A 25,360-nucleotide genomic window follows, 5' to 3' on the forward strand; every position below is an offset into this window, starting at 1 on the left:
CCGCGCGCTGGGGTCAGGCGGTCCCGCCCGGCCACCAGTCCGGGTAGAGCTGCTCGACCGCGACGAGCAGGGCGCGCGTGTCGCGCCGGCCGGACCGCAGCCATACGGCGATGACGCCCACGAACGCGTCGGCGAACCAGCTCGCGGCGAGCTCGTCGGCGTCGATGCCGTCGACCGTGAACGGCACCCGGATCGCGCCGCGCGCCATGAGCTCGCGCGAGGTCGCCGCGAAATGCGAGCCGAGCATCGAGCGCAGGTTCGCGCCGTCGGCGTCGAGCTCGCGCGCGTAGATGTCCGCGTGCCGGGCGACGAGCTCGAACACCTCGATCGTGACCTCGCGCACGCGCTCGTCGATGTCGGCGGCCGACACGTCGTCGAACCGGGACCGCACCCCGTCGAGCGGCGCCGTCAGGGCGGCGCGCAGCAGCTCGGCGGGCGAGCCGGCGTGCTCGTAGACGGTCGAGCGGTGAACCTCGGCGACCCGGGCGACGCGCGTCATGGTGACCTCCGCGATCGGTCCCTCCTCGGCGAGCGCGATCGCCGCCGCGAACAGCCGAGCGCGGGTGCGGCGCTGTCGGGCATCCATCGAGGGGTCTCCATCGAATCGGGAGGACGAGAACCGGCGGAGATCTCGCGCCCGATCGTAGCGCGGCGGCGCGACGGCGAGCGGATGCCCGCGCGCCCCGGCGCGACGGCGAAGGGATGCCCGCGCGCCCCGGTGGCCCCCGCCCGGCGCCGCGTCGGAGCTGGATCGAGCCTCGCCGCCGACGTCACTACCCGCCGCCGGACGCTGACCGTCAACCGGTCGGCGGGCCGGATGCCGCGTCCGCGATGGCGCCGAGGGCCGCGGCGAGGTCGCCCCGGTCCCGCAGCGCGACGCGCGCGGCCCCGATGGCGCGGCGCACCGCGGGCGGCGCGGGGTCGGGCGACGCGGGCGCGGGCGACGCGGGCGCGGGGTCAGGGTCGGGCGCGGGGTCGGGGTCGGACGCGGGCGCGGGCGCGGGTGCGCCATCCGCACCGGATGCGGCGGACGCGAGCACCGCATCCGTCGCCGCGCGCGCGAGCAGCACCCAGTCGCCCGGCGCCGACCCGCCGCGGGAGCGACGGATGCGGCGCAGCACGAGCCACGGCTCGGCCACCTCGTCGAGGCGGCCACGAGCGTCCTCGACGTCGGCGGGCTCCCCGGCGGCGCGCGCGCCGAGCGCGGCGAGCAGGTCGGCGAGGCGGCGGCGCAGCACGTCGAGGGAGCGGACCGGCAGCACGAACCACGCCGCGAGCACGCCGATCGCCGCGCCGAGGGCGATGGCCACGACGCGGGCACCGGCGTCGAGCGGCACACCAGTGAGCGCCGCCTGGGAGAGTGCGAGCACGAGGGTCACCGCGAACGCCCACCAGGCGTAGCTCGCGGCCCGGGCCACGAGTCCCGCGGCGAGCACGACCACGCACACGACGACGAGCGCCGGCCCCGACAGCTCGAGCCGGTCGACGACGAGCAGCACGATCAGCGTCGCCGCGAGTGCCCCGACGAGCCGTAGCCCGCTGCGGAGCAGCACGTCGGCCCGCCCGCGATTTCCGCTGTGCACGAGGTAGGCGGTGAGCACGACCCATCCGACGTGCTCCCCGACGAGCAGGGCGCCGAGCGCGAACGCGACCGCGACGGCCAGACCGAGCTGGAGCGCCATCCGCGTGCTCGGCCTCGGGCGCAGCCGGCTCCGGCGGTCGACGGTCCGCGCGGCGGCCGGGCGGCGCCCGGCGACGCGGTCGCCCACGGCGCGGTCGCCCACGACGCGGTCGCCCACGACGCGTGCGAGCACGGCCGCGGCGAGCGCGAGCAGGGCGATGAGCACCGTCGCGAGCGGGCCGGACGCGGATGCCGCACCACCCCCGACGAGCAGCGTCACGAGCGGGAGCGCGATGAGGGAGCCGACGCGCGAGCCGACCTCGCCGAACCGCCGCAGCCACACGCTCGCGGCCATCCCGGCCGAGAACGCCAGCGCGCCGACGGCCGGCACGGCGTGCAGCAGCAGCCCGACGCCCGCGGTCATGAGCGCGACGACAGGCAGCAGCACGAGGGCCTCGGCGCGTCCGCGCCAGGATGCGTTCAGCCGGCTGCGCGAGAACGTCAGCGCGAGCACGCCGCCGAGCACGAAGTCCCCGCCGCCGCGACCGGCCAGCCCGAGCACGGCGAACGTCACGACGATCGCCGACGTCGCCTCGAGCGCCGGGCGCAGACCGCGCCGCAGCACCTCCCCCGTCTGCACGGCCCGAGCCTACGACGGACGGCTCGCCGCGCCGGGGCGGCCCGCGACGACGAACGGATGCCGGAGTGCCGGCGGCACCCCGGCATCCCCGCATCCGCAACCCCGCGACCCCCGCCGCCCGCGCGCCCCCGCGCGTCGCCTGGAACGGATTTCACGGAGATCCGTCGGGAAGTGGCCTCGCCAGCCAGGCGGTGTGTTGTTGAACCCGCGGTGATCCGTGAGATCCGTTGTGGGCGCGCTGCCCCGCGCGCCTCGAACGGGGGGCGGCCCAGGGCTGGCACCCTGGACGCATGCGCGTGCTCCTCGCCGGTGCGTCCGGCAGGATCGGGCGCCTCGTCATCCCTCGCCTGATCGCAGCGGGACACGGGGTGGTCGGCACGACGCGGCATCCCGGCGGCCTGGCCGGCACGGGCGCCGAGGAGTTCGTCGGCGACGTGCGACTCCTCGTTGTCACCGCGCACCGCAGCGATGTGCGTGCCGTCGCGCGAGATCGCCGGGTTGCCGATGGTGACGTCGTCGCCGCCGGGCAGGTCGTCCCGTCGAACCAGAACGTCTCGCCGCGCCCGAGGTCGAAGTACCGGATGCGCTCGATGTCGCCCTCGACGAGCACCCGGTCGTCAGTGACCCAGAACGGGTTGTCGTTGTCGCTGAGCCCCCACACGTTCGGGTCCGTCAGCTGCGTCGACGACGAGAACGCCGTCGTCTGCCGCTGCTGCCGGCCGCCGCAGGCGCCGTTCGTGAACGTGTCGAGCGCGCAGGCGATGCGCGCGCCGCTCGGCGGAATCGCGATGGTGCTCGGCGCCTGGTCGACGAGGGTGCCCTGCACGTCGCGCAGCGGCGGAACGTCGAGGGTGTTCAGCACGCGGCCCCACTGACTCATCCGATGGACGAGCGCGCCCTTGACGGCGGCGATCGTGCCGTCGTCCCCCTCGGTCGGCGACGGCCACGGCTCGGCCGCACTGCCGCCCGACGTCACCTGGCGCCGGTTGCCGCCGTCGCCGTCGGCGATCCAGACGTTGTTGCCGTGGACGTAGACGATCGGGCCGCCGCCGGCCGCCGCGGCCGCGGAGAGCGGCGCGGCCGCGGCGAGCGCAGTGCCGACGAGAGCGGATGCGAGGAGCACGCCGGTCAGGCGCGCGCGCGCGGAATGCATGGAGACCTCCGGGGACGACGGGGAACCCGACGACGGTAGGCGGGCGGTTAGGCGGGCGGTGTCGGGCGCTGGGCGCGGCATCCGTTCGCGCAACGTCGGCGCAACGCCGGGGTACCGGCCGTGCGACGCGCCCGGCCGCGCCCGGCACGCGCCCCGTCCGCCCGGCCGCGCCCCGCACACGCCCCGCACACACCTCGCGGCACCCGGCGGCACCCGCCGCGCCCCGCACACGCCCCGCACACGCCCCGCGGCACCCGGCCTGTCGGCCGCGCCTGGCACCATCGACGGATGACCGACAGCCCGACCCGCACCGCCGCCCTCGCCGCCCTGCGCCGGCTCGTCGGGCGCGACGACGCCGTGTTCCACGACGGGCAGTTCGAGGCGATCAGCGCCCTCGTCGACGAACGGCGGCGCGCACTCGTCGTGCAGCGCACCGGCTGGGGAAAGTCGGCGGTGTACTTCGTCTCCACGCTGCTGCTGCGCTCGCGCGGGGCGGGCCCGACGCTGCTCGTCTCGCCGCTGCTCGCCCTCATGCGCGACCAGGTCGCCGCCGCGGAACGCGCGGGCGTGCGCGCAGCGTCGATGGACTCGAGCAACCAGCACGAGTGGTCCTCTGTGCAGGAGCGGCTCGCCGCCGACGAGATCGACGTGCTGCTCGTCTCGCCGGAGCGGCTCAACAATCCGGCGTTCCGCGATGAGCAGCTTCCCGAGCTCATCGCCCGCACCGGGCTCGTCGTCATCGACGAGGCGCACTGCATCAGCGACTGGGGGCACGACTTCCGTCCCGACTACCGGCGGCTGCGCGACCTCGTGGCCGGGCTGCCGGCATCCGTTCCCGTGCTCGCGACGACGGCGACCGCGAACGAGCGCGTCGTCGCGGATGTCGTGGAGCAGCTCGACGGCGCGGCCGTCCGGCCGGGTACGGGCGTGCTCACCATCCGCGGTCCCCTCGCGCGCGCGTCACTGCGGCTCGGCGTGCTGCGGCTGCCCGACCAGACGACGCGGCTCGGCTGGCTGATCGAGCACCTGACCGAGCTGGCGGGCAGCGGCATCGTCTACGCGCTCACCGTCTCGGCCGCGGAGGACACCGCGCGGATGCTGCGCGAGGCCGGCCACGCCGTGCTCGCCTACACGGGCCAGACCGACACGGCCGAGCGCGAGGCGATGGAGGGCATGCTGAAGCGCAACGAGGTGAAGGCGCTCGTCGCCACGAGCGCGCTCGGCATGGGCTTCGACAAGCCCGACCTCGGCTTCGTGCTTCACCTCGGCGCGCCGAGCTCGCCCGTCGCCTACTACCAGCAGGTCGGACGCGCGGGCCGCGCCACCGCATCCGCCGACGTGCTGCTGCTGCCGGGTCCGGAGGACACCGCGATCTGGGAGTACTTCGCGACCGCCTCGATGCCGACCCGCTCGCGAGCGGATGCCGTGCTGCGGTCGCTTGAGCCCGACACCCCGATCTCGACGCCCGCGCTCGAGGCGCTCGTCGACGTCAAGCGCAGCCGCCTCGAGCTGCTGCTGAAGGTGCTCGACGTCGACGGTGCGGTGCGGCGGGTGCGCGGCGGTTGGGTGTCGACGGGCGAGCCGTGGGTCTACGACGAGGAGCGCTACGAGCGCATCGCCGCGGCACGCCGCGCCGAGCAGCAGCACATGCTCGACTACGAGGCACTCGGGGCGCCGGGCTGCCGGATGGAGTTCCTGCAGCGCGCCCTCGACGACGAGACCGCGACGCCGTGCGGGCGCTGCGACCTGTGCGCGGGCGTGTGGTTCCCGACGTCGGTGGCGGATGCCGGGCGCGCGTCCGCGGGCGCGGCTCTCGACCGCCCCGGTGTCGCGATCGAGGCCCGCAAGCAGTGGCCGGTCGGGGCCGCCGCGCGCGGCGTGCCGGTCAAGGGGAACATCGCGCCCGGCGAGCGCGCCGAGGAGGGCCGGGCGATCGCCCGGCTCACCGACCTCGGCTTCGGCGGCGCGCTGCGCACGCTGCTCGCGCCGACGGCGCCCGACGCCGACCTGCCCGCACCGTTGCTCGATGCGGCCGTGCAGGTGCTCGCCGCGTGGGGCTGGGCGGAGCGTCCGGTCGGCGTCGTCGCGATGCCGAGCGCCCGGCGCCCGCGACTCGTGGCGTCCCTCGCCGCGGAGCTGGGCCGGGTCGGGCGCCTGCCCGTGCTCGGCAGCCTGACCCGCACGGGCGAGGGGTCGCCCGCGGGGGCGGGAGCGCCGAGCGCTGGCCGCCTGGCCGGCGTGTGGACCGCGTTCGCGGTGGGGTCGGAGCTGGCATCCGCCCTCGCCGAGACCCCCGGCCCCGTGCTGCTCGTCGACGATCTCGCCGACTCGCGCTGGACCCTCACGGTCGCCGCGCGCCTGCTCCGCGAGGCGGGCGCACCCGGGGTGCTCCCCTTCGCGCTCGCCCTCGCGGGCTGACCCCCACGTGCGCCAGTGCTCTCGCTCGCACCCAGCCGCCGGCTGAGAAGGGTGCGCCAGTGCCGGCACGAAGCCTGCACGATCTCCGGCACCTGCACCGTTGCGGGAGGTTAAGACGCGCTGCAGTCGCTGCCGGTGACGTCAGCCCCCGTAGACGGTGAAGGTGCCGATGACCGTGGTGCCATCGGATTCGTAGACATCGACCGTGTGGTTGACCTTGGCGCCGCCGTTCTCCCATTTGACGGCTTCTTCGGGTGAGGTGATGTTCGACCCGTCGGCCTCGGCGAGTTCCGTTTTGAGCACGTACCCGGTCTTGCCGTTGTCCGCGACTACCCCGATCAAGTCGGGCTCGGTGTCCGGCGAGTTCGCGTCCGCCGCGGAACCGTAGCTCTGCCCGTTCGCGTTCACGGCATACTGCGGGTTGGGCATGGGCGAGGTATCGACGCCGGGGGCGGCCGACACGCCCGCGGGGGCGAGCAGCGTCGGGCCCACTGTGGCGAAGGCGCCGGCGGCGCCGGCGATCACGAGGACTCCGACCCCGGCGATCGCGATGCCGACGCGGGTGCTCGCGGTTCTGGTTCCAGCCATGGTGCGCTCCTTCACGAGGTCTGGTTTGGACTGCTGAACGTGTAGTTGGCGGAGTAGGCAGTGCCGGTCCAGCCGTATGTCACTCCGTAGCTGTTCCATGTTCCGCCGCCGGAGTGGATGCACGAGCCGGCGGTGAGCAAGGTTGCGGCGCTGCCGTTGTAGTGGGTCGTACCCTCGCAACTCATGTTGGTTGTCGAGCCGTTGATGAACAGTCGACCCCGAGCACCCATGTACCCAGCCGGTGCACTGGCAGAAGGGGTGCGCTGGATGGTGGTTGCGGCCGTCGCCGACCCCGTGGAAGTCACCACGTACGCCTGGGTCTTCCACCCTGAATAGGCGGTCGTGAAGTAGCCGTATGCACTGTAGGCAGTGCCCGCGAACGCTGCAGTAGCGCCGTACCCCGCGGAGAATCCCATCAACACCAGGCCGAGAAGCGCACCGAGAACTAGTCCAGGTCGCCGCTCGTACTGACGAATCGAAGTGGCTCCATCCATTGCAAACCCCCGTTGTATTGATGCGGCAGAGCAAGAACTGAGAGCCCGGACACAGCCTCCGGTTCGCTGCGATCAGTGTAGAGCCCAGCGAGATCTATGTCAATGGGTATTGCTCGTGAACGCCCCGCCGACGGCGCCGACGTGACGCTCGCGTCAACACCGACGCCTACGCCCCCGCGAAGGTCGTCGCCGGGTACGACGACGGGTGGGATTCTCGAGACGCGACCTCGCTGCGCTCGGGCGCTTCTCGACCGGCGGCGCACCGCACGCTACTCCGCGACGGGCTCCGCGTCGACGCGCACGGCGCCGAAGATCGCGACGAGCAGTGCCGCGACCCACTCGATGAGGTCGGCATCCGCGTACGACTTGCCGCCCGCCGACGGCAGCGGGATGGTCGTCGCGTGCGCGGCGGTGATGTAGCGCGCCCCCGGATACATGCGGGTGAGGCGCAGCTGCATCGAGTCGGGCAGGTCCACACCCGCGACGCGCAGGTTCGAGCCCATCGTGACGACCTCCGAGAGCCCCGCCTTCACGGCCATCCGGCGCAGCCGCGACACGGCGATGAGGTTCTGCACGTCGATCGGCGGCTCGCCGTAGCGGTCCGTGAGCTCCTCGAGCACGGAGTCGATGGCATCCGGCTTCGACAGCGGGGCGGATGCCGCCGACAGCTTCTGGTAGGCCTCGAGCCGCAGGCGCTCGCTCTCGACGTACTCCTCGGGGATACGCGCGTCGACCGGCAGCTCGAGCCGCAGCTCGGTCTGCCCCTCTGCGACGTCGCCGCGGAACACGTCGACCGCCTCGCCGATCATGCGCAGGTAGAGGTCGAACCCGACGCCCGCGATGTGGCCGGACTGCTCGCCGCCGAGCAGGTTGCCCGCGCCGCGGATCTCGAGGTCCTTGAGCGCGATCTGCATGCCCGCGCCCAGCTCGTTGTTCGCGGCGATCGTCGAGAGCCGGTCGTGCGCCGTCTCGGACAGCGGCTTGTCGGGGTCGTAGAGGAAGTACGCGTAGGCGCGCTCCCGGCCGCGGCCGACCCGCCCGCGCAGCTGGTGCAGCTGCGACAGGCCGTACTTGTCCGCCCGGTCGATGATCATCGTGTTCGCGTTGGCGATGTCGAGGCCCGTCTCGATGATCGTCGTCGAGACGAGCACGTCGAAGCGGCGCTCCCAGAAGTCGACCATGATCTGCTCGAGCGCCGCCTCCCCCATCTGCCCGTGCGCGACGGCGACCCGCGCTTCGGGCACGAGCTCGGCGAGCTGCGCGGCGACCCGCGTGATGCTCGACACCCGGTTGTGCACGTAGAACACCTGGCCCTCGCGCAGCAGCTCACGACGGATGGCGGCCGCGACCTGGCGATCGCTGTGCGGCCCGACGAAGCTGAGCACCGGATGCCGGTCCTCCGGCGGCGTCGCGAGCGTCGACATCTCGCGGATGCCGGTGACCGCCATCTCGAGCGTGCGCGGGATGGGCGTGGCCGTCATCGCGAGGATGTCGACGTTCGTCTTGAGCTTCTTCAGCGCATCCTTGTGCTCGACGCCGAAGCGCTGCTCCTCGTCGATGATGACGAGTCCGAGGTCCTTGAACGCGACGTTCGACGACAGCAGCCGGTGCGTGCCGATCACGAGGTCCACGGTGCCGTCGGTCAGGCCGTCGAGCACCTCCTTCGCCTCCCGGTCGGTCTGGAACCGGCTGAGCGCCCGCAGGTGCACGGGGAAGCCCGCCATCCGCTCGGTGAAGGTCTCCAGGTGCTGGCGCACGAGCAGCGTCGTCGGCACGATCATCGCGACCTGCTTGCCGCCCTGGATCGCCTTGAACGCGGCCCGCACCGCGACCTCGGTCTTGCCGAAGCCGACGTCGCCGGAGAGCAGGCGGTCCATCGGGATGGGCCGCTCCATGTCGGCCTTGACCTCGTCGATGGTCTGCAGCTGGTCGGGCGTCTCGGCGAACGGGAACGCCTCCTCGAGCTCGCGCTGCCAGGGCGTGTCGGGGCCGAACGCGTGTCCGGGCGCGGCCATGCGCGCGCTGTAGAGCTTCACGAGCTCGACGGCGATGTCGCGCACCGCCTTGCGCGCCCGGCCCTTCGCGGCCGACCAGTCGCTGCCGCCCATCTTGGACAGCGCCGGCGCCTCGCCGCCGACGTAGCGGCTGAGCTGGTCGAGCTGATCCGTGGGCACGAAGAGCTTGTCGTTCGGGTAGCCGCGCTTCGACGGCGCGTACTCGAGCACGAGGAACTCGCGCGTCACCGTGCCTCCGCCGGCTGAGGCCCTTCCTCCGCCGGCTGAGGCTCTCGAAGCCCGGCCCCCGGATGAGACCTCCCGCTGCACGAGCTCGACGAACCGCGCGATGCCGTGCGTCTCGTGCACGACGTAGTCGCCGGCCGTGAGCTGCAGCGGATCGACGACGTTCCGGCGACGGCTCGCGAGCTTGCGCGGGCGACGGGCGTCGTAGCCGACACTGCGGCCGTACAGGTCGCTGTCGCTGAGCAGGGCGAGCGCGGCATCCGCCTGCTCGAAGCCCGCCTCGACGCTCGCGCGGGCGATCAGCGCCACCCCGGGCTCGGGCACGACCGGCTCGTCGTCGGGCACGACGCGCGCCGCGAGGCCGCGCTCGGCGAGCACCTGCTCCGTGCGCTCGACCAGACCGTGGCCCTGCGCCGCGATGACGACGGACCAGCCGGCGGCGAGCCGCTCGGCGACGTGGTCGAGCGCGCCGTCGGCCCGACCGGCGAAGCTCGGCACGGCATCCGCGTCGATGCGCACGTACTCGCCGGCCTCCTCGGGCAGCAGACCGGCGTCGAAGGGGCTCATCGTCCACCAGGTGCGGTCGCCGGCGCTCTCGCGCAGCGACGGGAGGGTCACGAACTCCCCGGTGGACAGGCTCGCCCTGAGCCCCGTCGACAGGCTCGCCGTGAGTCCCGTCGACAGGTCGATCGGGGCCTCGGCGCCCGCGGTCGCGGCGTTCCAGGCCGCGGACAGGAACTCGCGATTCGTCTCGGCGAGGCTCGCGGCCCGCGTCGCGACGCGCTCGGGGGCGAGCACGGCGATCGCGGCATCCCGCGGCAGGTAGCTCGTGACGGGCACGAGCCGGTCGACGAGCGCGGGCGCGAGGGACTCCATGCCCTCGACCGGGATGCCCTCGGCGATCTTCTCGAGCATCTGGCCGAGGCTCGGGAACTCGTGGCGCATCTCGCTCGCGCGCTGGCGCACGGCCGGCGTGAGCAGCAGCTCCCGGCTCGGCAGCAGCTCGGCGCGGTCGATCGGCTCGGGCAGCGAGCGCTGATCGGAGATCGAGAACGGACGCACCTGCTCGAGCTCGTCGCCGAAGAACTCGAGACGCAGCGGGTGGTCGTCGGTCGGCGCGAACACGTCGACGATGCCGCCGCGCACCGCGAACTCGCCGCGACGCGTCACCATGTCGACGCGCGCGTAGGCGAGGTCGACGAGGCGCTCGACGAGCTGCGGGATGCTGTACCCGCGTCCGCCCGCGACCAGGTCGATCGGCTCGACGTCGGCGAGATGGTCGGCGATCGGCTGCAGCGCCGCGCGCACGCTCGCGACGACGACGACGTGGCCCTTCGCGGCATCCGTGCTCGCCTGCCACAGCGCGAGCTCGCGCAGGGTGCGGATGCGGGTGCCCACGGTCTCGGCGCTCGGGCTCAGCCGCTCGTGCGGCAGCGTCTCCCACGCGGGGAACGGGAGCACGCGCGCCTCTGGCAGGAACGCGGGGATCGCGGCCTGCACCGCCTCGGAGTCGCGGCCGGTCGCGACGACGACGAGCAGCGCGGTCGGTCGTTCGCGGCGCTCGACGAGCGCGGCGAGCAGCGGCACGCGCAGGCCGTCGACGACGGAGAAGTCGGCGTCGCGGTCGGAGCGGGCGAGCGCATCCGCGATCGACGCGGCCCCCGGCGCGCCCGCACCCGCTATCGACACGGACTCCGGCGCGCCCGCACCCGCGATCGACACAGACTCCGGGGCGCGCGCACCCGCTATCGACACGGACTCCGGGGCGCGCGCGAGCCCGGCGATCAACCCCTGGAGTACCACTCGCTCGATTCTACGGTGCCCCTCCGACGCCCCGCCCGCGCCCGCGCCCGTGCCCGCGCCCGTGCCCAGCCACCCCGGTGTGAGGACGATCTGGGCGTGTGAGGTCGGCGCAAACCGTCCTCACACGCGCAGATCGTCCTCACACGGGGTCAGGGCGCCGCGCGCGGGCCAGGCGTCGCTCACACGCGGGTCAGGGCGTCGCGGAAGGTCGAGTAGCGCGGCTTCCAGCGCAGACCCCGTCGCGCGCGCACGTTCGACACGCGCATCGACGTGTGCGCGATGAGGTCGGCGGCGAACGGCGCGGCGCGGTCGAGCAGCCACGGCGCGAGCGTTCGCGGCGGGCGTGCCCCGAGCGCCGCGGCGCGCGCCGCGTGCAGTTCGCGCCACGAGACCGCCTCGTCGTCGACGATGTTGAACACCCCGGGACTCTTGCGTCCCACCGCGACGACCGTGGCATCCGCGGCGTCCTCGATGTGCACGAACGGCAGGGTGCCGTCCGCGTCGCGCGCGACGACCGGGATGGGGTCGTCGGCCGCATAGAACAGCCCGAAGCGCAGGGTCACCCCGCCGAACGCGGCGACCTGCTGCTCGAGCGAGAGCAGCGCCCGCTGCACCGCGCGCTCGCGCTCCTCCGCGGCGTCGCCGAACGGCGCATCCTCGGTGAGGAGCGCGTCACCGTGGTCGCGGAAGCCGTACCCGTAGACGACGGATGCCGCGACGAACCGCTTCGCCCCCATGGCCCGGGCGGCGGCGATGAGCGTCGAGGTGCCCTCGCTCCGAAGCCGGTTGGTCTCGGTCATCTGGCGGGGACGCCGCGGCGGCCGACGCAGATCGGTGACGTGGTGCACGACCGCATCGCAGCCGAGGCCGGCCGCGCGCGTCACGAAGTCCGAGCGGTTCAGCACGTCGCCGACGAACTCCTCAGCGCCCGTGCCGGCCAGGCCGCCCGGATGCCGCGTCGTGCCGACCACCCCGTGTCCCGCTGCGATCAGGCGAGGGATGACGAGGCGCCCGATCCTGCCGGACGCACCGGCGAGGAGCACGCGCATGCGTCCAGGGTGCCAGCCTTGGGCCGCCCCCCGTTCGAGGCGCGCGGGGCAGAGCGGCCACAACGGATCTCACGGATCACCGCGGGTTCAACAACACGCCGCCTGGCTGGCGAGGGCACTTCCCGACGGATCTCCGTGAAATCCGTTCCAGGCGACGCGCGGGGGCGGGGGCGGGGCGGCGGGGCGGCTAGCGCGCGGTGTGGAAGCGCAGCTGCGCCGCCTCGAGGCCCTCGCGCGCGACGAGCTCGACCGCATCCGCCGCGTCGACGAGCAAGTTCGGCAGCGAGCGCTTCTCCTCGCCCGAGAAGTCGCGCAGCACGAAGTCGGCGGCGTCCATCCGTCCGGGCGGGCGGCCGATGCCGACCCGCACCCGCACGAACTCGGGCGTGCCCGCGGCCGAGGCGATGTCGCGGATGCCGTTGTGGCCGCCGTGCCCGCCCCCGCGCTTGAGCTTCACGGTGTCGAACGGGATGTCGAGCTCGTCGTGCACGACGACGAGGTGGTCGGGCGCGATTCTGTAGAACCTCAGCAGCGCACCGGTCGGGCCGCCCGACAGGTTCATGTAGCTGTTGGGCTTCGCGAGCACGTAGCGCGGGCCGCCGGGCGCCGTGCGTCCCTCGGCGACCCGCGCGTTCGTCTTGTGCGTCTTGAACGTCATCCGCCCGCGGTCGGCGAGCTCGTCGAGCACCATCTGCCCGACGTTGTGACGGTTGCCGGCGTAGCCGGGCCCGGGGTTGCCGAGCCCGACGACGAGCCAGGGCGACTCGTCGGCCATGCGGATCGGGACTGCTTACTCGGCGGCGGCGGCTGCGGCGTCCGCGGAGGGAGCCTCGGCCGACTCGTCGTCCGCACCGGCGGCGGCGGCGGGCACCGAGACGGCGACGACCACGGCATCCGCCTCGGAGATCAGCGTGGCGCCGGTCGGCAGCTCGATCGCGGAGGCGATGACGTGCGCGCCCTCCTCGAGGCCCTCGACACTCACGACGACGCTCTCGGGGATGTGGGTGGCCTCGACCTCGAGCGACAGCGTCTTCGTGTCGAGCGCGACGATCGTGCCGGGCGCCGACTCGCCCTCGACGTGCACGGGCACCTCGACGGTGACCTTCTCGCCCGCGATCACGATGAGCAGGTCGATGTGCTCGATGATCTGGCGCACCGGGTCCTTCTGCACGTCCTTGACGAGCGCGAGCTGGCGCTTGCCCTCGATGTCGAGCTCGAGCACCTGGTTCGCCTTGCGCAGCACGAGTGCGGTCTCGTGGCCGGGCAGGGTGATGTGCTGGGGCTGGGTGCCGTGGCCGTAGAGCACGGCCGGAATCTTGTCGGCGGCGCGGATCTTGCGCGCGGCGCCCTTGCCGAACTGCGTGCGCAGCTCGCTGACGAGGTGGGTGTCGACGTCCTTGGCCATGACGGTGTGTCTCCTTCGATGCGGGGCGCTCGGGCCCCAGGTCTGTGCGGGATCGTCCGGCGCGACGCGCGCGTGAGCATCCGTTGGGGAGCGTCACCGCGTCGATCACGGATGCGATGCGCATCCCTCGCCGAAGTCCGAGGGTCGAGTCTACACGGCGCCCGCGCGCGCGGCGACCGATCCCGCACCTGATCCCGCATCGGAACGGATGCCGCGTAAACGGATGTCGCCGACCGTCACGAGAACGACCGTCACGAGAAACAGCCCGCGCGCCCGGCGACCGATCCCGCACCTGTTCCCGCACCTGCTCCGGCGTCGAACGAACGGATGCGGCGACGGTACCGTGGTACCCGTGCCCGGCATCCTGCACGACCGCGTGCTCGACGATCTCGGGTCGCGCATCGTGCTGGGCCTGCTGCCTGCCGGCTCGGTCGTGGTCGCCGAGTCGCTCGCCGGCCAGTACGGCGTCTCGATGTCGGTGGTGCGCGGCGCGCTCGGGGTGCTGCAGTCGCTCGGGCTCGTGACGGCGACGCGGCGGGTCGGCATCCGCGTGCAGGCGAGCGCGCGCTGGGCGGTGCTCGACCGCCGGGTGATCGGCTGGCGGCTCGCGGCCGCTTCGACGCGCGGCGCGCAGTTCCGTTCGCTCACCGAGCTGCGCTCGGCGATCGAGCCGGCCGCCGCGGAGCTCGCCGCGCGCTTCGCGACGCCGGAGACGGGGCGCCGCCTGCACGAGCTCTCGATCGAGCTGGAGCGCGAGGGACGCGAGGGCGACCTGCACGCGTTCATGGCGCTCGACATCCGGTTCCACGCGCTCGTGCTCGAGGCGAGCGGCAACGAGCTGTTCGCGGCGCTCGCCGACGACGTCGCCGAGGTGCTGCGCGAGCGCACGCTGCAGGGCCTCATGCCGCGCCGGCCGCACGAGGAGGCGCTGCGGCTGCACCGCGAGACCGCGGACGCGATCGAACGGCGCGATCCGGATGCCGCGCGCGCGGCCATGGACCGGATCATGCGCCGCACCGCGGCCGAGGTCGAACAGGTCTGGCGGGAGGCGCCGCGCGCCGGCTCGTGACGGGGGCGCCGCGCTGCGCGCCGGCTCGTGACGGGGGCGCCGCGCTGCGCCCGCCGGGCGCAGCGCGCCGTCAGGAGAACCGGATGAGCACCTTGCCGCTGCGGGCGGCGTCGCGCGCCGTCTCGAAGGCCTCGATCGCGTCGTCGAGGGCGAACTCGTGGGTGACGATGCCGTCGACGCGCAGCGAACCGTCGGCGAGCGCCGCGAGCACGTCGTCGATCTCGTCGACGAACCGGAACGATCCGACGAGGTCGAGCTCGCGCGACACGACGAGCGAGAGCAGCGCGGGCTGCTCCCCCGTCGGCTGCAGTCCGACCATGACGACACGACCGCCGCGGGTCGTGGCGCGCAGTGCGGACTGCAGTCCGCGCGGCGACCCGGATGACTCGACCACGACATCCGCGTCGATGCGGGCGATCGCGTCGGCATCCGTCGCGGGCACCGTGCCCGTCGCGCCGAGCGCGCGTGCCCGCTCGAGCGCCGGCTCGACGAGGTCGCTCACGATGACCTCGCTGGCCCCGGCCCGCACGAGCACGGCGACCACGAGCAGCCCGATCGGCCCCGCGCCGACGACGAGAACGCGGCGGCCGCGCACGTCGCCCGCGCGCGCCACGGCGTGCCACGCGACCGCGGCCGGCTCGGCGAGCGCCGCGTCGCGCAGGGTCAGTCCGGCGGGCAGCGGGCGTAGCATCCGGGCGGGCAGCGCGGCGCGCTCGACGAACGCCCCGGCCGTGTGCGGCATCCGGGCCGCGGAGCCGAGGTACGTGCCGCCGGGCGAGAGGTTCGGCCGGTCGGCCGGGTAGCGCTCGCCGGTCGCGTGCGGCGTCGCGGGGTGCACGGCGACGAGCGTGCCGGCCGCGGGCCCGCTGCCGTCCGCCGCGGCGACCTCGACGGTGCCGACTACCTCGTGGCCGAGCAGCAGCGGCTCGCGGAGCACCGACTCGCCGGCGGCGCCGTGCTGCCAGTAGTGCAGGTCGGATCCGCACACGCCGCCGTAGGCGATGCGCACGACGGCCTCGTCGGGCGCGGGCGCCGGGTCGAGCAGTTCGTCGAGCCGCACGTCGTGCGCGGCGTGGGCGACGATGCCGCGCGCGCTCACACGACCACCGTCATTCCACCGTCGACGAACAGCACCTGGCCGTTCACGAAGTCGGATGCGGGAGACGCGAAGAACACCACGGGTCCGACGATATCCTCGACCCTCCCCCAGCGGTGCGTGGGCGTGCGGCCGAGGATCCAGTCGTTGAACCGCGGGTCGTCGACGAGCGCCTGGGTCATCTCGGTGTGGATGTAGCCGGGCGCGACGCCGTTGATCTGCACGTTCGACGCCGCCCACTCGGCGGTCATCGCGCGGGTGAGGTTGCGCAGGCCGCCCTTCGCGGCGGTGTAGGCGCCGATCGTCGGCCGGGCCAGGTCGGTCTGCACGGAGCAGATGTTGACGATCTTGCCGGAGCCGCGGGCGATCATCCCGCGGGCGACGCTGCGTCCGACGAGGAACGCGCTCGTCAGGTCGGTGCGCACGACGCGATCCCAGTCGGCGAGCGCGAGGTCGACGAGGAGCACGCGGTGCTGCACGCCCGCGTTGTTGACGAGCACGTCGATGCCGCCGGTCTCGGCCTCGATCCCGGCGATCGCGCGGTCGACGCTCTCCTCGTCGGTGACGTCGAACGCCGCCGCGAGCACGCCGCCGCCGAACTCGTCCGCGAGCGCGGAGCGCGCGGCTTCCAGCCGATCGGGGTCGAGGCCGTTGAGCACGACGGTCGCGCCCGCCTGCCGCAGTCCGCGGGCGATCGCGGCGCCGATGCCGCGGCTCGAGCCGGTGACGAGTGCGACCCGCCCGTCGAGCGCGCTCATCGGGCACCCGCCAGGGCGAGCGCGGCCACGCCGTCGAGGATCTCGTCGACGACGCGGTCCGTTGAGCCGGTGGTGTCGACGCGGAAGCCGACCTCGTCGGGCTCGAGGGGCTCGAGCGCCGCCACCTGGGAGGCGAGCAGGCTCGCGGGCATGTAGGCGTGCTCGCGCGCGGCGACGCGCGTGTCGATCAGGGCGGGCGCGCCGTCGAGGTGCACGAAGCAGGTCGCGGGCGCCGCGGCACGGATGCCGTCGCGGTAGCGCCTGCGGAGCGCGGAGCACGCGACGACGACACCGGAGCCGCCGGCCTCGGCGAGCACGGCGCCGACGCTCGCGAGCCAGGGCGCGCGGTCCGCGTCGCCGAGCGGGACGCCGGCCCGCATCTTCTCGCGGTTGGCCGCGGGGTGCAGGTCGTCGCCGTCGACGAAGGCGAGCCCGGTGCGGGCGGCGAGCGCGACGCCGGTCGTGCTCTTGCCGCTGCCGGAGACGCCCATCAGCACGAGCGGCCCCAGCACGAGCGGCCCCGGCTCGCGGGGCGGAACGGGAAGGGTGGTCATCGGTCATCTCCTGCCGTGTCGGCGACTGCCGTGTCTGTGACTGCCGTGTCGGTGAATCGAATCTCGTGCTCGAGCGCGCCGATCCCGTCGATCTCGATCCGGATGCGCGCGTCGCGATCGACGGTAGCCCCGGTCCCCGGCGCCCCGGTGAGCACGAGGTCGCCCGGCCCGAGGTCGACGTACCGGGACAGGTAGGCGACGGTCTCCGCCACGCCGTACGCGAGGTCGGCGGTGGTCCCGGACGCGCGCAGCTCCCCGTCGACGTAGGTGCGGATGCCGAGCGCGGCCGGGTCGAGGTCCGTCTCGATCCACGGGCCGACGGGCGTCGCCGAGCCCTTCGCCTGCACGAGGTGGTCGTCGAGCGCGAACTGCGCGGGCCGGGTGACGTCGTCGGCGATGGTGTAGCCGAGCACGACCTCGGCCACCCGGTCGACGGGCACGTCGCGAGCGGGCGCGCCGATCACGACCGTGAGCTCGCCCTCGACGACGATCGGGCCGTGGGCGCGGCCGGCCGCAACCCGCGCGCCCGGCCCGACGACGCCCCGGGCCGGGCGCAGGAAGCCCTGCGCCGGCACGAGGCGATTGTCCGCACCGTCGTTGTGCGACATCCCGAACACGACGAGCGGCTCGACGGGGGCGAGCAGCTCGGGCTCGCCGCCGTCGGTGCCGTCGTCGACGGGCCGGGTGGCGCCGATCGTCGCGGTCTCCCGCCAGAGCCCGTCGACCTGCACGGCCGGGAACGCGCGGGAGCCGCGGACGATGCGGGCGAGGCGCATCAGCGCGCGATCCCCGTGGCGTGGCCGACGATCGCGTGCGGGCGGGTCTGCACGTCGATGTCGCTGTCGTGCACGGCGTCGCGCAGCAGCGTGAGGTCGCGGGCCCGGGTCTCGGGGGTCAGGAACGTGGCGATGAGCGTGATCGTGCCGAGCACGATCACGTAGCACGCGAGCGGCACCCAGGAGTTGGCGAACGCGCCGAGCAGCAGAGAGCCGATGAACGGCGCGATGCCGCCGGCCACGACCGCGCTGAACTCCCGGGACACCGCGACGCCGATGTAGCGGTGCGTGTTGCCGAACAGCTCGGGCAGCGCGGCGCACTGCGCGCCGAGCATGATGTTGACGCTCAGGCTGTAGGCGAGGGCGAGCACCACGACGGAGAGCACGGGGTTGCCCTGCGAGAGCAGCCACCACGACGGCACGGCGAGCACGAGCTGCACGATCGCGCCGACCCGGTAGACGGGCATCCGGCCGAACCGGTCGGAGACGCGGCCGGCGAGCGGGATGATGAGCACGCCGATGAGGGCGCCGAGCGCGATCGCGAGCGGGCCGACCCAGGCGGGCACGCCGACGACCGCGGAGATGAACCCGACGGCGAGGGTCTGGTAGATCGCGCTGCCGCCGTTCTCGGCGAGGCGCAGTCCGATGCCGCGCACGATGGTCGGGAACGACGACCGGAACACGCGCCGGAACGGGTTGCTCTCGACCTGCTCCTGCGCCTCGAGCGTGATGAACGTCGGGCTCTCGCGCAGGCGCAGCCGGATGAAGATGGCGACCGCGATGAGCAGCAGCGAGCCGAGGAACGGCACGCGCCAGAGCCACCCGGTGACGATGTCGTGGTCGACGAGGCCGAGGAGGAAGAACACGAACGAGGCGAGCACGGTGCCGATCATGATGCCGACGAAGGGCAGCGCGGCGTAGAAGCCGCGGCGGCGCACGGGCGCGTACTCGGCCATCAGGGTCGTCGCACCGGCCTGCTCGGCGCCGGCGCCGAAGCCCTGCAGCACGCGCAGCAGCACGAGCAGGATGGGGGCGGCGACGCCGACCTGCTCGCCGGTCGGCAGCACGCCGATCAGGGTGCTCGCGCTGCCCATCAGCCCGATCGTGATGATGAGCACGCGCTTGCGGCCGAGCTTGTCGCCGATGGTGCCGAAGAACAGGCCGCCGAGCGGACGGGCGAAGAAGCCGACCGCGTAGGTCGCGAACCCGGCCGCGACCGCGGCTCCGGCACCGAGCGCCGGGAAGAACAGCGGGCCGAAGATGAGCGCCGAGGCGAGGCCGTAGAGCGCGAAGTCGTAGTACTCCAGCGCGCTGCCGACGCTCGATGCGAGCGTGGCGCGGCGGAGGTTGCGCACGTACTCGGGGTCGTCCGAGCCGCGCAGGTCGATGGGCGCCGTGTGCGTCATCTGGTCTATCTCCTTCGATAGGGCGACGCACCGTCCGCGCCGCGTTGCCCGACGCTAACACGGTTCTGAACCGGGTTCAACCCAGTGAACAAGAAAACGGATGACTCCCCCGCCCGTCGGTCACCCCGCGTCCGGCGCACCCCACCTCGGCACCAGCGGGTTCGTCATGAGCGCGACGAGCTCGTGCAGCTCGCGCACCACGGCGGACCGGCGTGCGGCGTCGACGGTCGCCGTGAGCATCGAGACGCCCACGGCGAGGGCGGGCGCCGACGACGACCGCGGCGGGATGGCGACGGCGATGCCCGTGACCCCCGGGTGCACCTCCTCGTCGTCGACCGCGTATCCGCGCCCCCGCACGCCCGCGAGCTTCTCCAGCAGCGCCTCCGGGGTGCGCACGCTGCGGGGAGTGCGCTGCGGCAGGGTCGCCGGATCCTGGAATCGGCGGGCCACCTCATCCGGGTCGAGGTCGGCGAGCAGGGCGTTGCCGAGCGCCGTCGGGGCGGCGGGGAACCGGTCGCCGATGTCGGCCATCAGGCGCATCGGTGCGCGGCCGGTCGCGCGCGCCAGGTAGACCACCTCGGCGCCGTCGAGCATCGCGAGCTGCACCACCTCGTGCGACAGGTGCGGCGCGTGGCGGCAGTAGCGGTAGAACTCGCCGAGCTCGTCCACGGTGCGCACGTACGCGCCGCCGAGCTCGACGAGCCGGTGGCCGAGCGTGTAGCCGGCGTCGCCGCGACGGATGAGCCCGCCGCTCTCGAGCACGACGCACAGGTTCAGCGTCGACGACTTGGCCGCGCCGATCGCGCGCGCGAGCTCGCTGAGCGGCAGCGGCATGCCCTCGGCCTGCTGCAGCACGTCGAGGATGCGCAGCGCGCGGGTCAGCGCCGGCGCGGGGTCCTTCTCCGGCAGGTCGCTCAATAGAACTCCACCGTGTCGACCCGGTTGCGCAGCTGGCGGCCGTCGAGGAACCGGGTGGCGTTGTCGGCGAACAGCTCGGCGATGCGACGCTCCTCGGCCGCGTCGAGCGCGGCGGTGTGCGGGCTCACGAGCACGTTCGGCAGGTCCCAGAGCGGGCTGGATGCGGCGAGCGGCTCGGCGGCGAACACGTCGAGCGCCGCGTATCCGACCCGACCGTCGCGCAGCGCTTCGATTAGGGCCTCCTCGTCGAAGACCGTGCCGCGACCGACGTTGACGACCGTGACGCCCGGGCGCACCGCGGCCCAGACCTCGGCCGAGAACAGCTTCTCGGTGAGCGCCGTGCCCGGCAGCGTCGACACGATGGCGTCGACGTCGCGCACGGCATCGACGAGGTCGTCCGGGTGCACGATGCGGTCGACGCCGGGCACCTCGCGCTCGCTCCGCGCGACGCCGATCACCCGGGCGCCGAAGGCGGACAGCAGCGCGGCGACGCGCGCCCCGATGCCGCCGAGCCCCGCGACGAGCACGGTCTGCTCGGCGAGCTGGCCGAGCACCCGGCGGTCCGCGGGCCACTCGTGCTCGCGCTGCTGGTGCTGCAGCAGCGGCAGCTGCTTGGCTCCGGCGAGCACGCCGAACACGGCGAACTCGGCGAGCGGGCCGCCGTGCACGCCGGCCGAGGTCGTGAACGCCACGCGGTCGAGGTCGGCGCGGGAGAGCTTCGCGGCGGCGACCTGCCCGCCGCCGCCCGCGGCCATGATGTGCACCCAGCGCAGGCCGGGGTTGGCGGCGACGGTGCGCGCGAGGGCCGCGGGATCGACATCCGGGATGCCGTAGAGCGCGTCGGCGGAGTCGAGGAGCTGCTCGAAGCGCGCCTGCTGCTCGGGTGCGCGCCGGAACGCCGGGTCGCCCGCGAAGTCGGCCGGGAATCGCATGGGCGGCAGCAGGGACGCGTCTCCGACGAACCGCACGCGGGGTTCGTGTGCGACGATGAGCTGCTGCAGCTCGGTCGGCAACGGCGTCGCGATCGCGACGACGAGCTCCTGGGACTCGGGCATGGTCCACCTCTCTCGAACGGCGGCGCAGCACGGGCGCCGAGGTGCCATCGTAACGCCTTTCTGAACGCCGTTCACCCCATTGAACAAAACCGGGGTAGGGTGACGGCATGACCATCGATCCCAACGGCGGGGTGGAGCGCCCGCGCGTCGGCGTCATCGGCCTCGGCGCGATGGGTCGGCCCATGGCCCACGCGCTGCTGCGCTCGTTCGGCGCGCTCTCGGTCACCGCGCGCCGCCCGAGCGCCGCGGACGACCTCGTCGAGGCCGGCGCCGACTGGCGCGACAGCCCCGCCGACCTCGCGGCGGCGAGCGACGTCGTGCTGCTCATGCTCCCCGACCTGCCGCAGGTGCGCGCGGTGCTCGACGGCGACGACGGCATCCTGGCCTCGACCGGCGCGCATCCGCTGCTGCTCGTGATCGGCTCGACGAGCGACCCCGACGGGGTGCGCGCCCTCGCGCGCGAGACGGACGAGCGCACGGCCGGGCGCATCCGTCTCATCGACGCGCCGGTGTCGGGCGGCGAGGAGGGCGCGCGGGACGCGAGCCTCGCCGTGTTCGTCGGAGGCGCGGATGACGACGTCGAGCGCGCCTGGCCTGTGCTGCGCGCCGTCGGGCACCCCGAGCACCTCGGCCCGCTCGGCGCCGGACAGATCGCCAAGGCGTGCAACCAGCTCATCGTCGCGGCCACGATCATGGCCCTCGGCGAGGCGGCCGTGCTCGCCGAGCGCGGCGGCCTCGACGTCGAGACCCTGTTCGCGCTGCTCGGTCGCGGCTACGCGGGCAGCCGCGTGCTCGCCACCCGCGGCGCACGGATGGCCGAGCGCGACTACCGCCCGTCCGGGGCCGCCGTCTACCTGCGCAAGGACCTGCGCATCGCGGAGGCGTCCGCTCGCGAGCGCGGCGTCGACGGGGCGCTGATCTCCGCGCTGCGTGCGCGCGTCGAGCAGCTCGTCGACGACGGGCTCGGCGACGACGACATCGCCGTGGCCCGGCTGTTCGTCGAGCGGCGCTCGGTCGTCGCGCGATCCACTCCCCACCCCCACCCCCCGAAGGAGAAGCACACATGACCCAGCAGGAGACCACGGACGACACTCGCGCCGTCGCCAACATCGGCGTCGTCGGCATGGCCGTGATGGGCTCGAACCTGGCCCGCAACCTCGCGAGCCGCGAGGGCAACACCGTCGCGATCTTCAACCGCTCGTACGAGAAGACGCAGACCGTGCTCGACGAGCACCCCGAGGCCGAGTTCGCGCCGGCGCACGGCTACGAGGAGTTCGCGGCGTCGCTCACGAAGCCGCGCACCGCGATCATCATGGTGCAGGCCGGCCGCGGCACGGATGCCGTGATCGACGAGCTCACGCGGGTGTTCGAGCCCGGCGACATCATCGTCGACGGCGGCAACGCACTGTTCACCGACACCATCCGCCGCGAGAAGGCGGTGCGCGAGACGGGCATCAACTTCGTCGGCGCCGGCATCTCGGGCGGCGAGGAGGGCGCCCTCAAGGGACCGTCGATCATGCCCGGCGGCTCCGCCGAGGCCTGGGAGACGCTCGGCCCGATCCTGAAGAGCATCGCCGCGGTCGCCGAGGGCGAGCCGTGCGTGACCCACGTCGGCACCGACGGCGCCGGCCACTTCGTCAAGATGATCCACAACGGCATCGAGTACGTCGACATGCAGCTGATCGGCGAGGCGTACGACCTCATCCGGCGCGGCACCGGCAAGACGCCGGCCGAGATCGCGGACATCTTCGCCGAGTGGAACCGCGGCGAGCTCGAGTCCTACCTCATCGAGATCACCGCCGAGGTGCTGCGCCAGAGCGACTCCGCTTCCGGTCGTCCGCTCGTCGACGTCATCCTCGACGCGGCCGGGGCCAAGGGCACCGGCGCCTGGACCGTGCAGACCGCGCTCGACCTCGGCATCCCCGTGTCGGGAATCGCGGAGGCGGTGTTCGCGCGCTCGCTGTCGTCGAAGCCTGCGCAGCGCGCCGGGGCCTCCGACCTGCCCGGCCCGTCGGAGCAGGTCTCGGTCGACGACCAGGACGCCTTCGTCGAGGACGTGCGCCGCGCGCTCTACGCCTCGAAGATCATCGCCTACTCGCAGGGCTTCGACGCGATCGTCGCGGGCGCCGAGCAGTACGGCTGGGACATCAAGAAGGGCGACATCGCGAAGATCTGGCGGGGCGGCTGCATCATCCGCGCCCAGTTCCTGAACCGCATCACGGATGCCTACGCCGAGGACCCGGGACTCGTCGCGCTCATCCTCGCGCCCTACTTCCGCGAGGCGATCGAGGGCGCGCAGGACGCCTGGCGCCGCGTCATCGTCCACGCCGTCGAGGCCGGCATCCCGACCCCGGCGTTCTCGTCGTCGCTCGCCTACTACGACGGGCTGCGCGCCGACCGCCTGCCGGCCGCGCTCATCCAGGGCCAGCGCGACTACTTCGGGGCGCACACCTACAAGCGCATCGACAAGCCCGGCACGTTCCACACGCTGTGGTCGGGCGACCGCACGGAGATCGAGGCGACCGACGCCCACTGACGGGATTCGCCCGCCCGGCCTACGGCTGGCACTGAGCGCTCAGTGGACCGCCGGGCACCGTCGTGTCGTTTGCGACGACACGGATGTGGCCCACGGTCTCGAGGGGAACGTGCGGATACGCCTGGAGCACCTGCTCGGGTGTCGAGCCGAGCCCGATCCCGTTCTCGGTCCGATAGCGATCCGTGAAGAAGCTGACGGCGATGACGGCCCCCGATCTCGGGTGATCGGATTGCGTGACCACGGTGAAGTCCGGCGCGGATGCGGCGCGCGCACGCGCTCGGGTCGTAGGCGAGCAGATCGGCGGTCGCGGACTCCGGAACGGCCTGGCCGACCACGATCGGACCGAATCCGTCGACCGAGATGACGGGTGAGCGATCTGCCGGCGGCGGCGAACCGGGCGGGGCCGACGAGGGCGCTGCGCTGCTCGGCGGCGCTACCACTCCGGTGCGTCGCTGCCGAGCGGGCGCGGCCCGCGCTCGAAGCGCAGCGGCTCGCCGCCGACGAGCACGGGCGACGGCAGCAGGCTCGCCGGGCCCCACGGCGTGTGCAGCACGGATGCCGGCGCGAGCCGCGCGAGCGCCCCCGACTCCGGCGGCGAGGCCGGCTCGCCGCGCCCGGCATCCGTGAGCGCGACCGCCGTCCGCGCGAGCGAGAGCCGCGCCCGGCTCCCGCGGCCGGTGCGCGCCCGGCGCGCGAGCCCGACGAGGGCCGCGGCCGCCGCGAGGTACCCGGTGGCGTGGTCGAGCGCCTGCACGGGCAGCGGCGTCGGGCGGTCGCGGCCGAACCAGCGCATCCCCTCCTCGGCAATGCCGCTCGACATCTGCACGAGGCTGTCGAACCCGCGCCGCGTGGCCCACGGCCCGGTGTACCCGTAGGCGTCGAGGCCGACGTCGACGATGCCCGGACGGATCGCGTCGAGATCGCCCAGACCGAGCCGGGCGAGGGCGTCGGCGCGGTAGCCGTGCACGACGATGTCCGCCTCGGCGACGAGTGCGCGCAGCCGGTCGTGGCCGGCGGCCGTGCGCGCGTCGAGGCGGGCGCAGCGCTTGCCGAGCGTCATGTCGGGCTCGAGGGCGGGCTCGTCCCAGCCGGGCGGGTCGACGCGCAGCACGTCCGCGCCGAGCCCGGCGAGGAGGCGCGTGGCGACCGGCCCCGCGATGACGCGCGTGAGGTCGAGCACGCGCGCACTCGCGATCGCCGTCGTCCCGCCGCCCGCGCGGCCCTCGCCCCACGCGACGAGCGGCTCGGCGGCGACCGCCGCGCCCTGCGGATGCCGCGCCCACTCCCCCGCCGTGCGCATCACGGCCGCGCATCCGCCCGCCGCGACCACCGCGGACTCGAGCTCCTCGCCGCGCCACGCCGCGACGGCGGCGACCACCGCATCCGCCTCGGGTGCGACGCCGAGCACGGCGATGGCCGCCGCGCGGTGGTGCGGCGCGTTCGTGTGCAGGCGGATCCAGCCGTCCGCCGAGCGGTAGTCGCCGGCGAGGGCGTCCCACGGCGAGGGAACCGCGGCCGGGTCGTGCGGTCGCACGGCCGCGCCGAACCACGCCGACGCGAGCGCGGAGTCGACGCGCACCTCCGCGCCGCCCGTCACGAGAGCCGCCGCGCGCCCCGCGACGGCGACGGATGCCGCGGCGAGCTCGGACACCGCGAGCGCCGAGTCGAGCGTCGCCGCGCCCTCGATCGCGACGGGCGCCGCCCGCTCGCCGGGCGCGAGCTGCTCCCAGAGCTTGTCGGCGAGTGATCGTGACGGGGCCGTGACCATGCGCACACGATAG

Annotated in this window: 21 protein-coding genes; 4 read left to right on the plus strand and 17 right to left on the minus strand. The window is 74.0% G+C overall.

Translation table 11 applies throughout. The annotated features are described in order from the left end of the window. Window positions 1-13: 13 nt before the first annotated feature. The 3 genes from QT381_RS07150 to QT381_RS07160 all read right to left on the minus strand — a co-directional run bounded on the left by QT381_RS07150 (window position 14) and on the right by QT381_RS07160 (window position 3,414). Window positions 14-586, minus strand: coding sequence for a TetR/AcrR family transcriptional regulator (locus tag QT381_RS07150; protein ID WP_289248145.1), 573 nt, complete (start codon window positions 584-586; stop codon window positions 14-16). A gap of 211 nt (window positions 587-797) precedes the next feature. After that, window positions 798-2,261 (minus strand): FUSC family protein, encoded by a 1,464-nt coding sequence (locus tag QT381_RS07155; RefSeq protein WP_289248146.1) that lies wholly within the window; start codon window positions 2,259-2,261, stop codon window positions 798-800. 151 nt (window positions 2,262-2,412) lie between these two features. Beyond that, window positions 2,413-3,414, minus strand: coding sequence for a hypothetical protein (locus QT381_RS07160; protein ID WP_289248147.1), 1,002 nt, complete (start codon window positions 3,412-3,414; stop codon window positions 2,413-2,415). A gap of 288 nt (window positions 3,415-3,702) precedes the next feature. Between QT381_RS07160 and QT381_RS07165 the strand changes: the two genes are divergently transcribed. Next, entirely contained in the window at window positions 3,703-5,832 is a 2,130-nt protein-coding gene (locus QT381_RS07165; protein ID WP_289248149.1) for a RecQ family ATP-dependent DNA helicase, read from the plus strand. Between the two features lie 141 nt (window positions 5,833-5,973). Here the strand turns inward: QT381_RS07165 and QT381_RS07170 are convergent, their stop codons facing one another. From QT381_RS07170 to QT381_RS07195, 6 genes are all read right to left on the minus strand, one after another. After that, window positions 5,974-6,435 (minus strand): hypothetical protein, encoded by a 462-nt coding sequence (locus QT381_RS07170; RefSeq protein WP_289248150.1) that lies wholly within the window; start codon window positions 6,433-6,435, stop codon window positions 5,974-5,976. Next, window positions 6,432-6,605, minus strand: coding sequence for a hypothetical protein (locus QT381_RS07175; protein ID WP_289248151.1), 174 nt, complete (start codon window positions 6,603-6,605; stop codon window positions 6,432-6,434). Before QT381_RS07175 ends, QT381_RS07170 begins: the two co-directional genes overlap by 4 nt. Window positions 6,606-7,183: 578 nt before the next feature. After that, a complete protein-coding gene (gene mfd, locus QT381_RS07180; RefSeq protein ID WP_289248264.1) occupies window positions 7,184-10,843 on the minus strand; it encodes a transcription-repair coupling factor in 3,660 nt (1,219 codons plus the stop codon). 293 nt (window positions 10,844-11,136) lie between these two features. Next, window positions 11,137-12,006, minus strand: a complete 870-nt coding sequence (locus QT381_RS07185) for an NAD-dependent epimerase/dehydratase family protein (protein WP_289248153.1) — start codon at window positions 12,004-12,006, stop codon at window positions 11,137-11,139. 187 nt (window positions 12,007-12,193) lie between these two features. Next, window positions 12,194-12,781, minus strand: a complete 588-nt coding sequence (pth, locus tag QT381_RS07190; RefSeq protein WP_289248154.1) for an aminoacyl-tRNA hydrolase — start codon at window positions 12,779-12,781, stop codon at window positions 12,194-12,196. Window positions 12,782-12,796: 15 nt separating this feature from the next. After that, window positions 12,797-13,411 carry a 50S ribosomal protein L25/general stress protein Ctc gene (locus QT381_RS07195; protein ID WP_289248157.1) on the minus strand — a complete coding sequence of 205 codons (615 nt, stop codon included), beginning with the start codon at window positions 13,409-13,411 and terminating at the stop codon, window positions 12,797-12,799. A gap of 352 nt (window positions 13,412-13,763) precedes the next feature. Here QT381_RS07195 and QT381_RS07200 point away from each other — a divergent pair, with 352 nt between their 5' ends. After that, window positions 13,764-14,480, plus strand: a complete 717-nt coding sequence (locus tag QT381_RS07200; protein ID WP_289248159.1) for a FadR/GntR family transcriptional regulator — start codon at window positions 13,764-13,766, stop codon at window positions 14,478-14,480. A 70-nt stretch (window positions 14,481-14,550) separates the two neighbouring features. On the opposite strand, the gene QT381_RS07205 is transcribed toward QT381_RS07200, so the two are convergent. From QT381_RS07205 to QT381_RS07235, 7 genes are all read right to left on the minus strand, one after another. After that, window positions 14,551-15,579, minus strand: coding sequence for an L-idonate 5-dehydrogenase (locus QT381_RS07205; RefSeq protein WP_289248161.1), 1,029 nt, complete (start codon window positions 15,577-15,579; stop codon window positions 14,551-14,553). Then, window positions 15,576-16,334: an SDR family oxidoreductase gene (locus QT381_RS07210; RefSeq protein ID WP_289248163.1), complete on the minus strand. Its 759-nt coding sequence runs from the start codon at window positions 16,332-16,334 to the stop codon at window positions 15,576-15,578. The genes QT381_RS07205 and QT381_RS07210 overlap by 4 nt, the downstream gene beginning before the upstream one ends. Beyond that, on the minus strand, window positions 16,331-16,888 hold the full coding sequence (locus QT381_RS07215; RefSeq protein WP_289248165.1) for a gluconokinase: 558 nt from the start codon (window positions 16,886-16,888) through the stop codon (window positions 16,331-16,333). Before QT381_RS07215 ends, QT381_RS07210 begins: the two co-directional genes overlap by 4 nt. After that, window positions 16,885-17,664, minus strand: a complete 780-nt coding sequence (locus QT381_RS07220) for a fumarylacetoacetate hydrolase family protein (protein ID WP_289248166.1) — start codon at window positions 17,662-17,664, stop codon at window positions 16,885-16,887. Before QT381_RS07220 ends, QT381_RS07215 begins: the two co-directional genes overlap by 4 nt. Beyond that, window positions 17,664-19,070, minus strand: a complete 1,407-nt coding sequence (locus QT381_RS07225) for an MFS transporter (RefSeq protein WP_289248167.1) — start codon at window positions 19,068-19,070, stop codon at window positions 17,664-17,666. Before QT381_RS07225 ends, QT381_RS07220 begins: the two co-directional genes overlap by 1 nt. A 120-nt stretch (window positions 19,071-19,190) precedes the next feature. Beyond that, window positions 19,191-19,988 carry an IclR family transcriptional regulator gene (locus QT381_RS07230; RefSeq protein ID WP_289248169.1) on the minus strand — a complete coding sequence of 266 codons (798 nt, stop codon included), beginning with the start codon at window positions 19,986-19,988 and terminating at the stop codon, window positions 19,191-19,193. Continuing rightward, a complete protein-coding gene (locus tag QT381_RS07235) occupies window positions 19,985-21,043 on the minus strand; it encodes a D-2-hydroxyacid dehydrogenase (protein ID WP_289248170.1) in 1,059 nt (352 codons plus the stop codon). Before QT381_RS07235 ends, QT381_RS07230 begins: the two co-directional genes overlap by 4 nt. 107 nt (window positions 21,044-21,150) lie before the next feature. Here QT381_RS07235 and QT381_RS07240 point away from each other — a divergent pair, with 107 nt between their 5' ends. Together QT381_RS07240 and gnd are read left to right on the plus strand one after the other, a co-directional pair. Continuing rightward, complete coding sequence (locus QT381_RS07240) at window positions 21,151-22,110, plus strand: NAD(P)-dependent oxidoreductase (protein ID WP_289248171.1); 960 nt, start codon at window positions 21,151-21,153, stop codon at window positions 22,108-22,110. Beyond that, a complete protein-coding gene (gene gnd, locus QT381_RS07245) occupies window positions 22,107-23,579 on the plus strand; it encodes an NADP-dependent phosphogluconate dehydrogenase (protein WP_289248173.1) in 1,473 nt (490 codons plus the stop codon). Before QT381_RS07240 ends, gnd begins: the two co-directional genes overlap by 4 nt. Before the next feature lie 433 nt (window positions 23,580-24,012). On the opposite strand, the gene QT381_RS07250 is transcribed toward gnd, so the two are convergent. After that, complete coding sequence (locus tag QT381_RS07250) at window positions 24,013-25,347, minus strand: CoA transferase (protein ID WP_289248174.1); 1,335 nt, start codon at window positions 25,345-25,347, stop codon at window positions 24,013-24,015. Window positions 25,348-25,360 lie beyond the last annotated feature (13 nt).

The sequence above is a fragment of the Galbitalea sp. SE-J8 genome (assembly GCF_030345695.1).
In the GTDB taxonomy this organism is placed as follows: domain Bacteria; phylum Actinomycetota; class Actinomycetes; order Actinomycetales; family Microbacteriaceae; genus JAUASV01.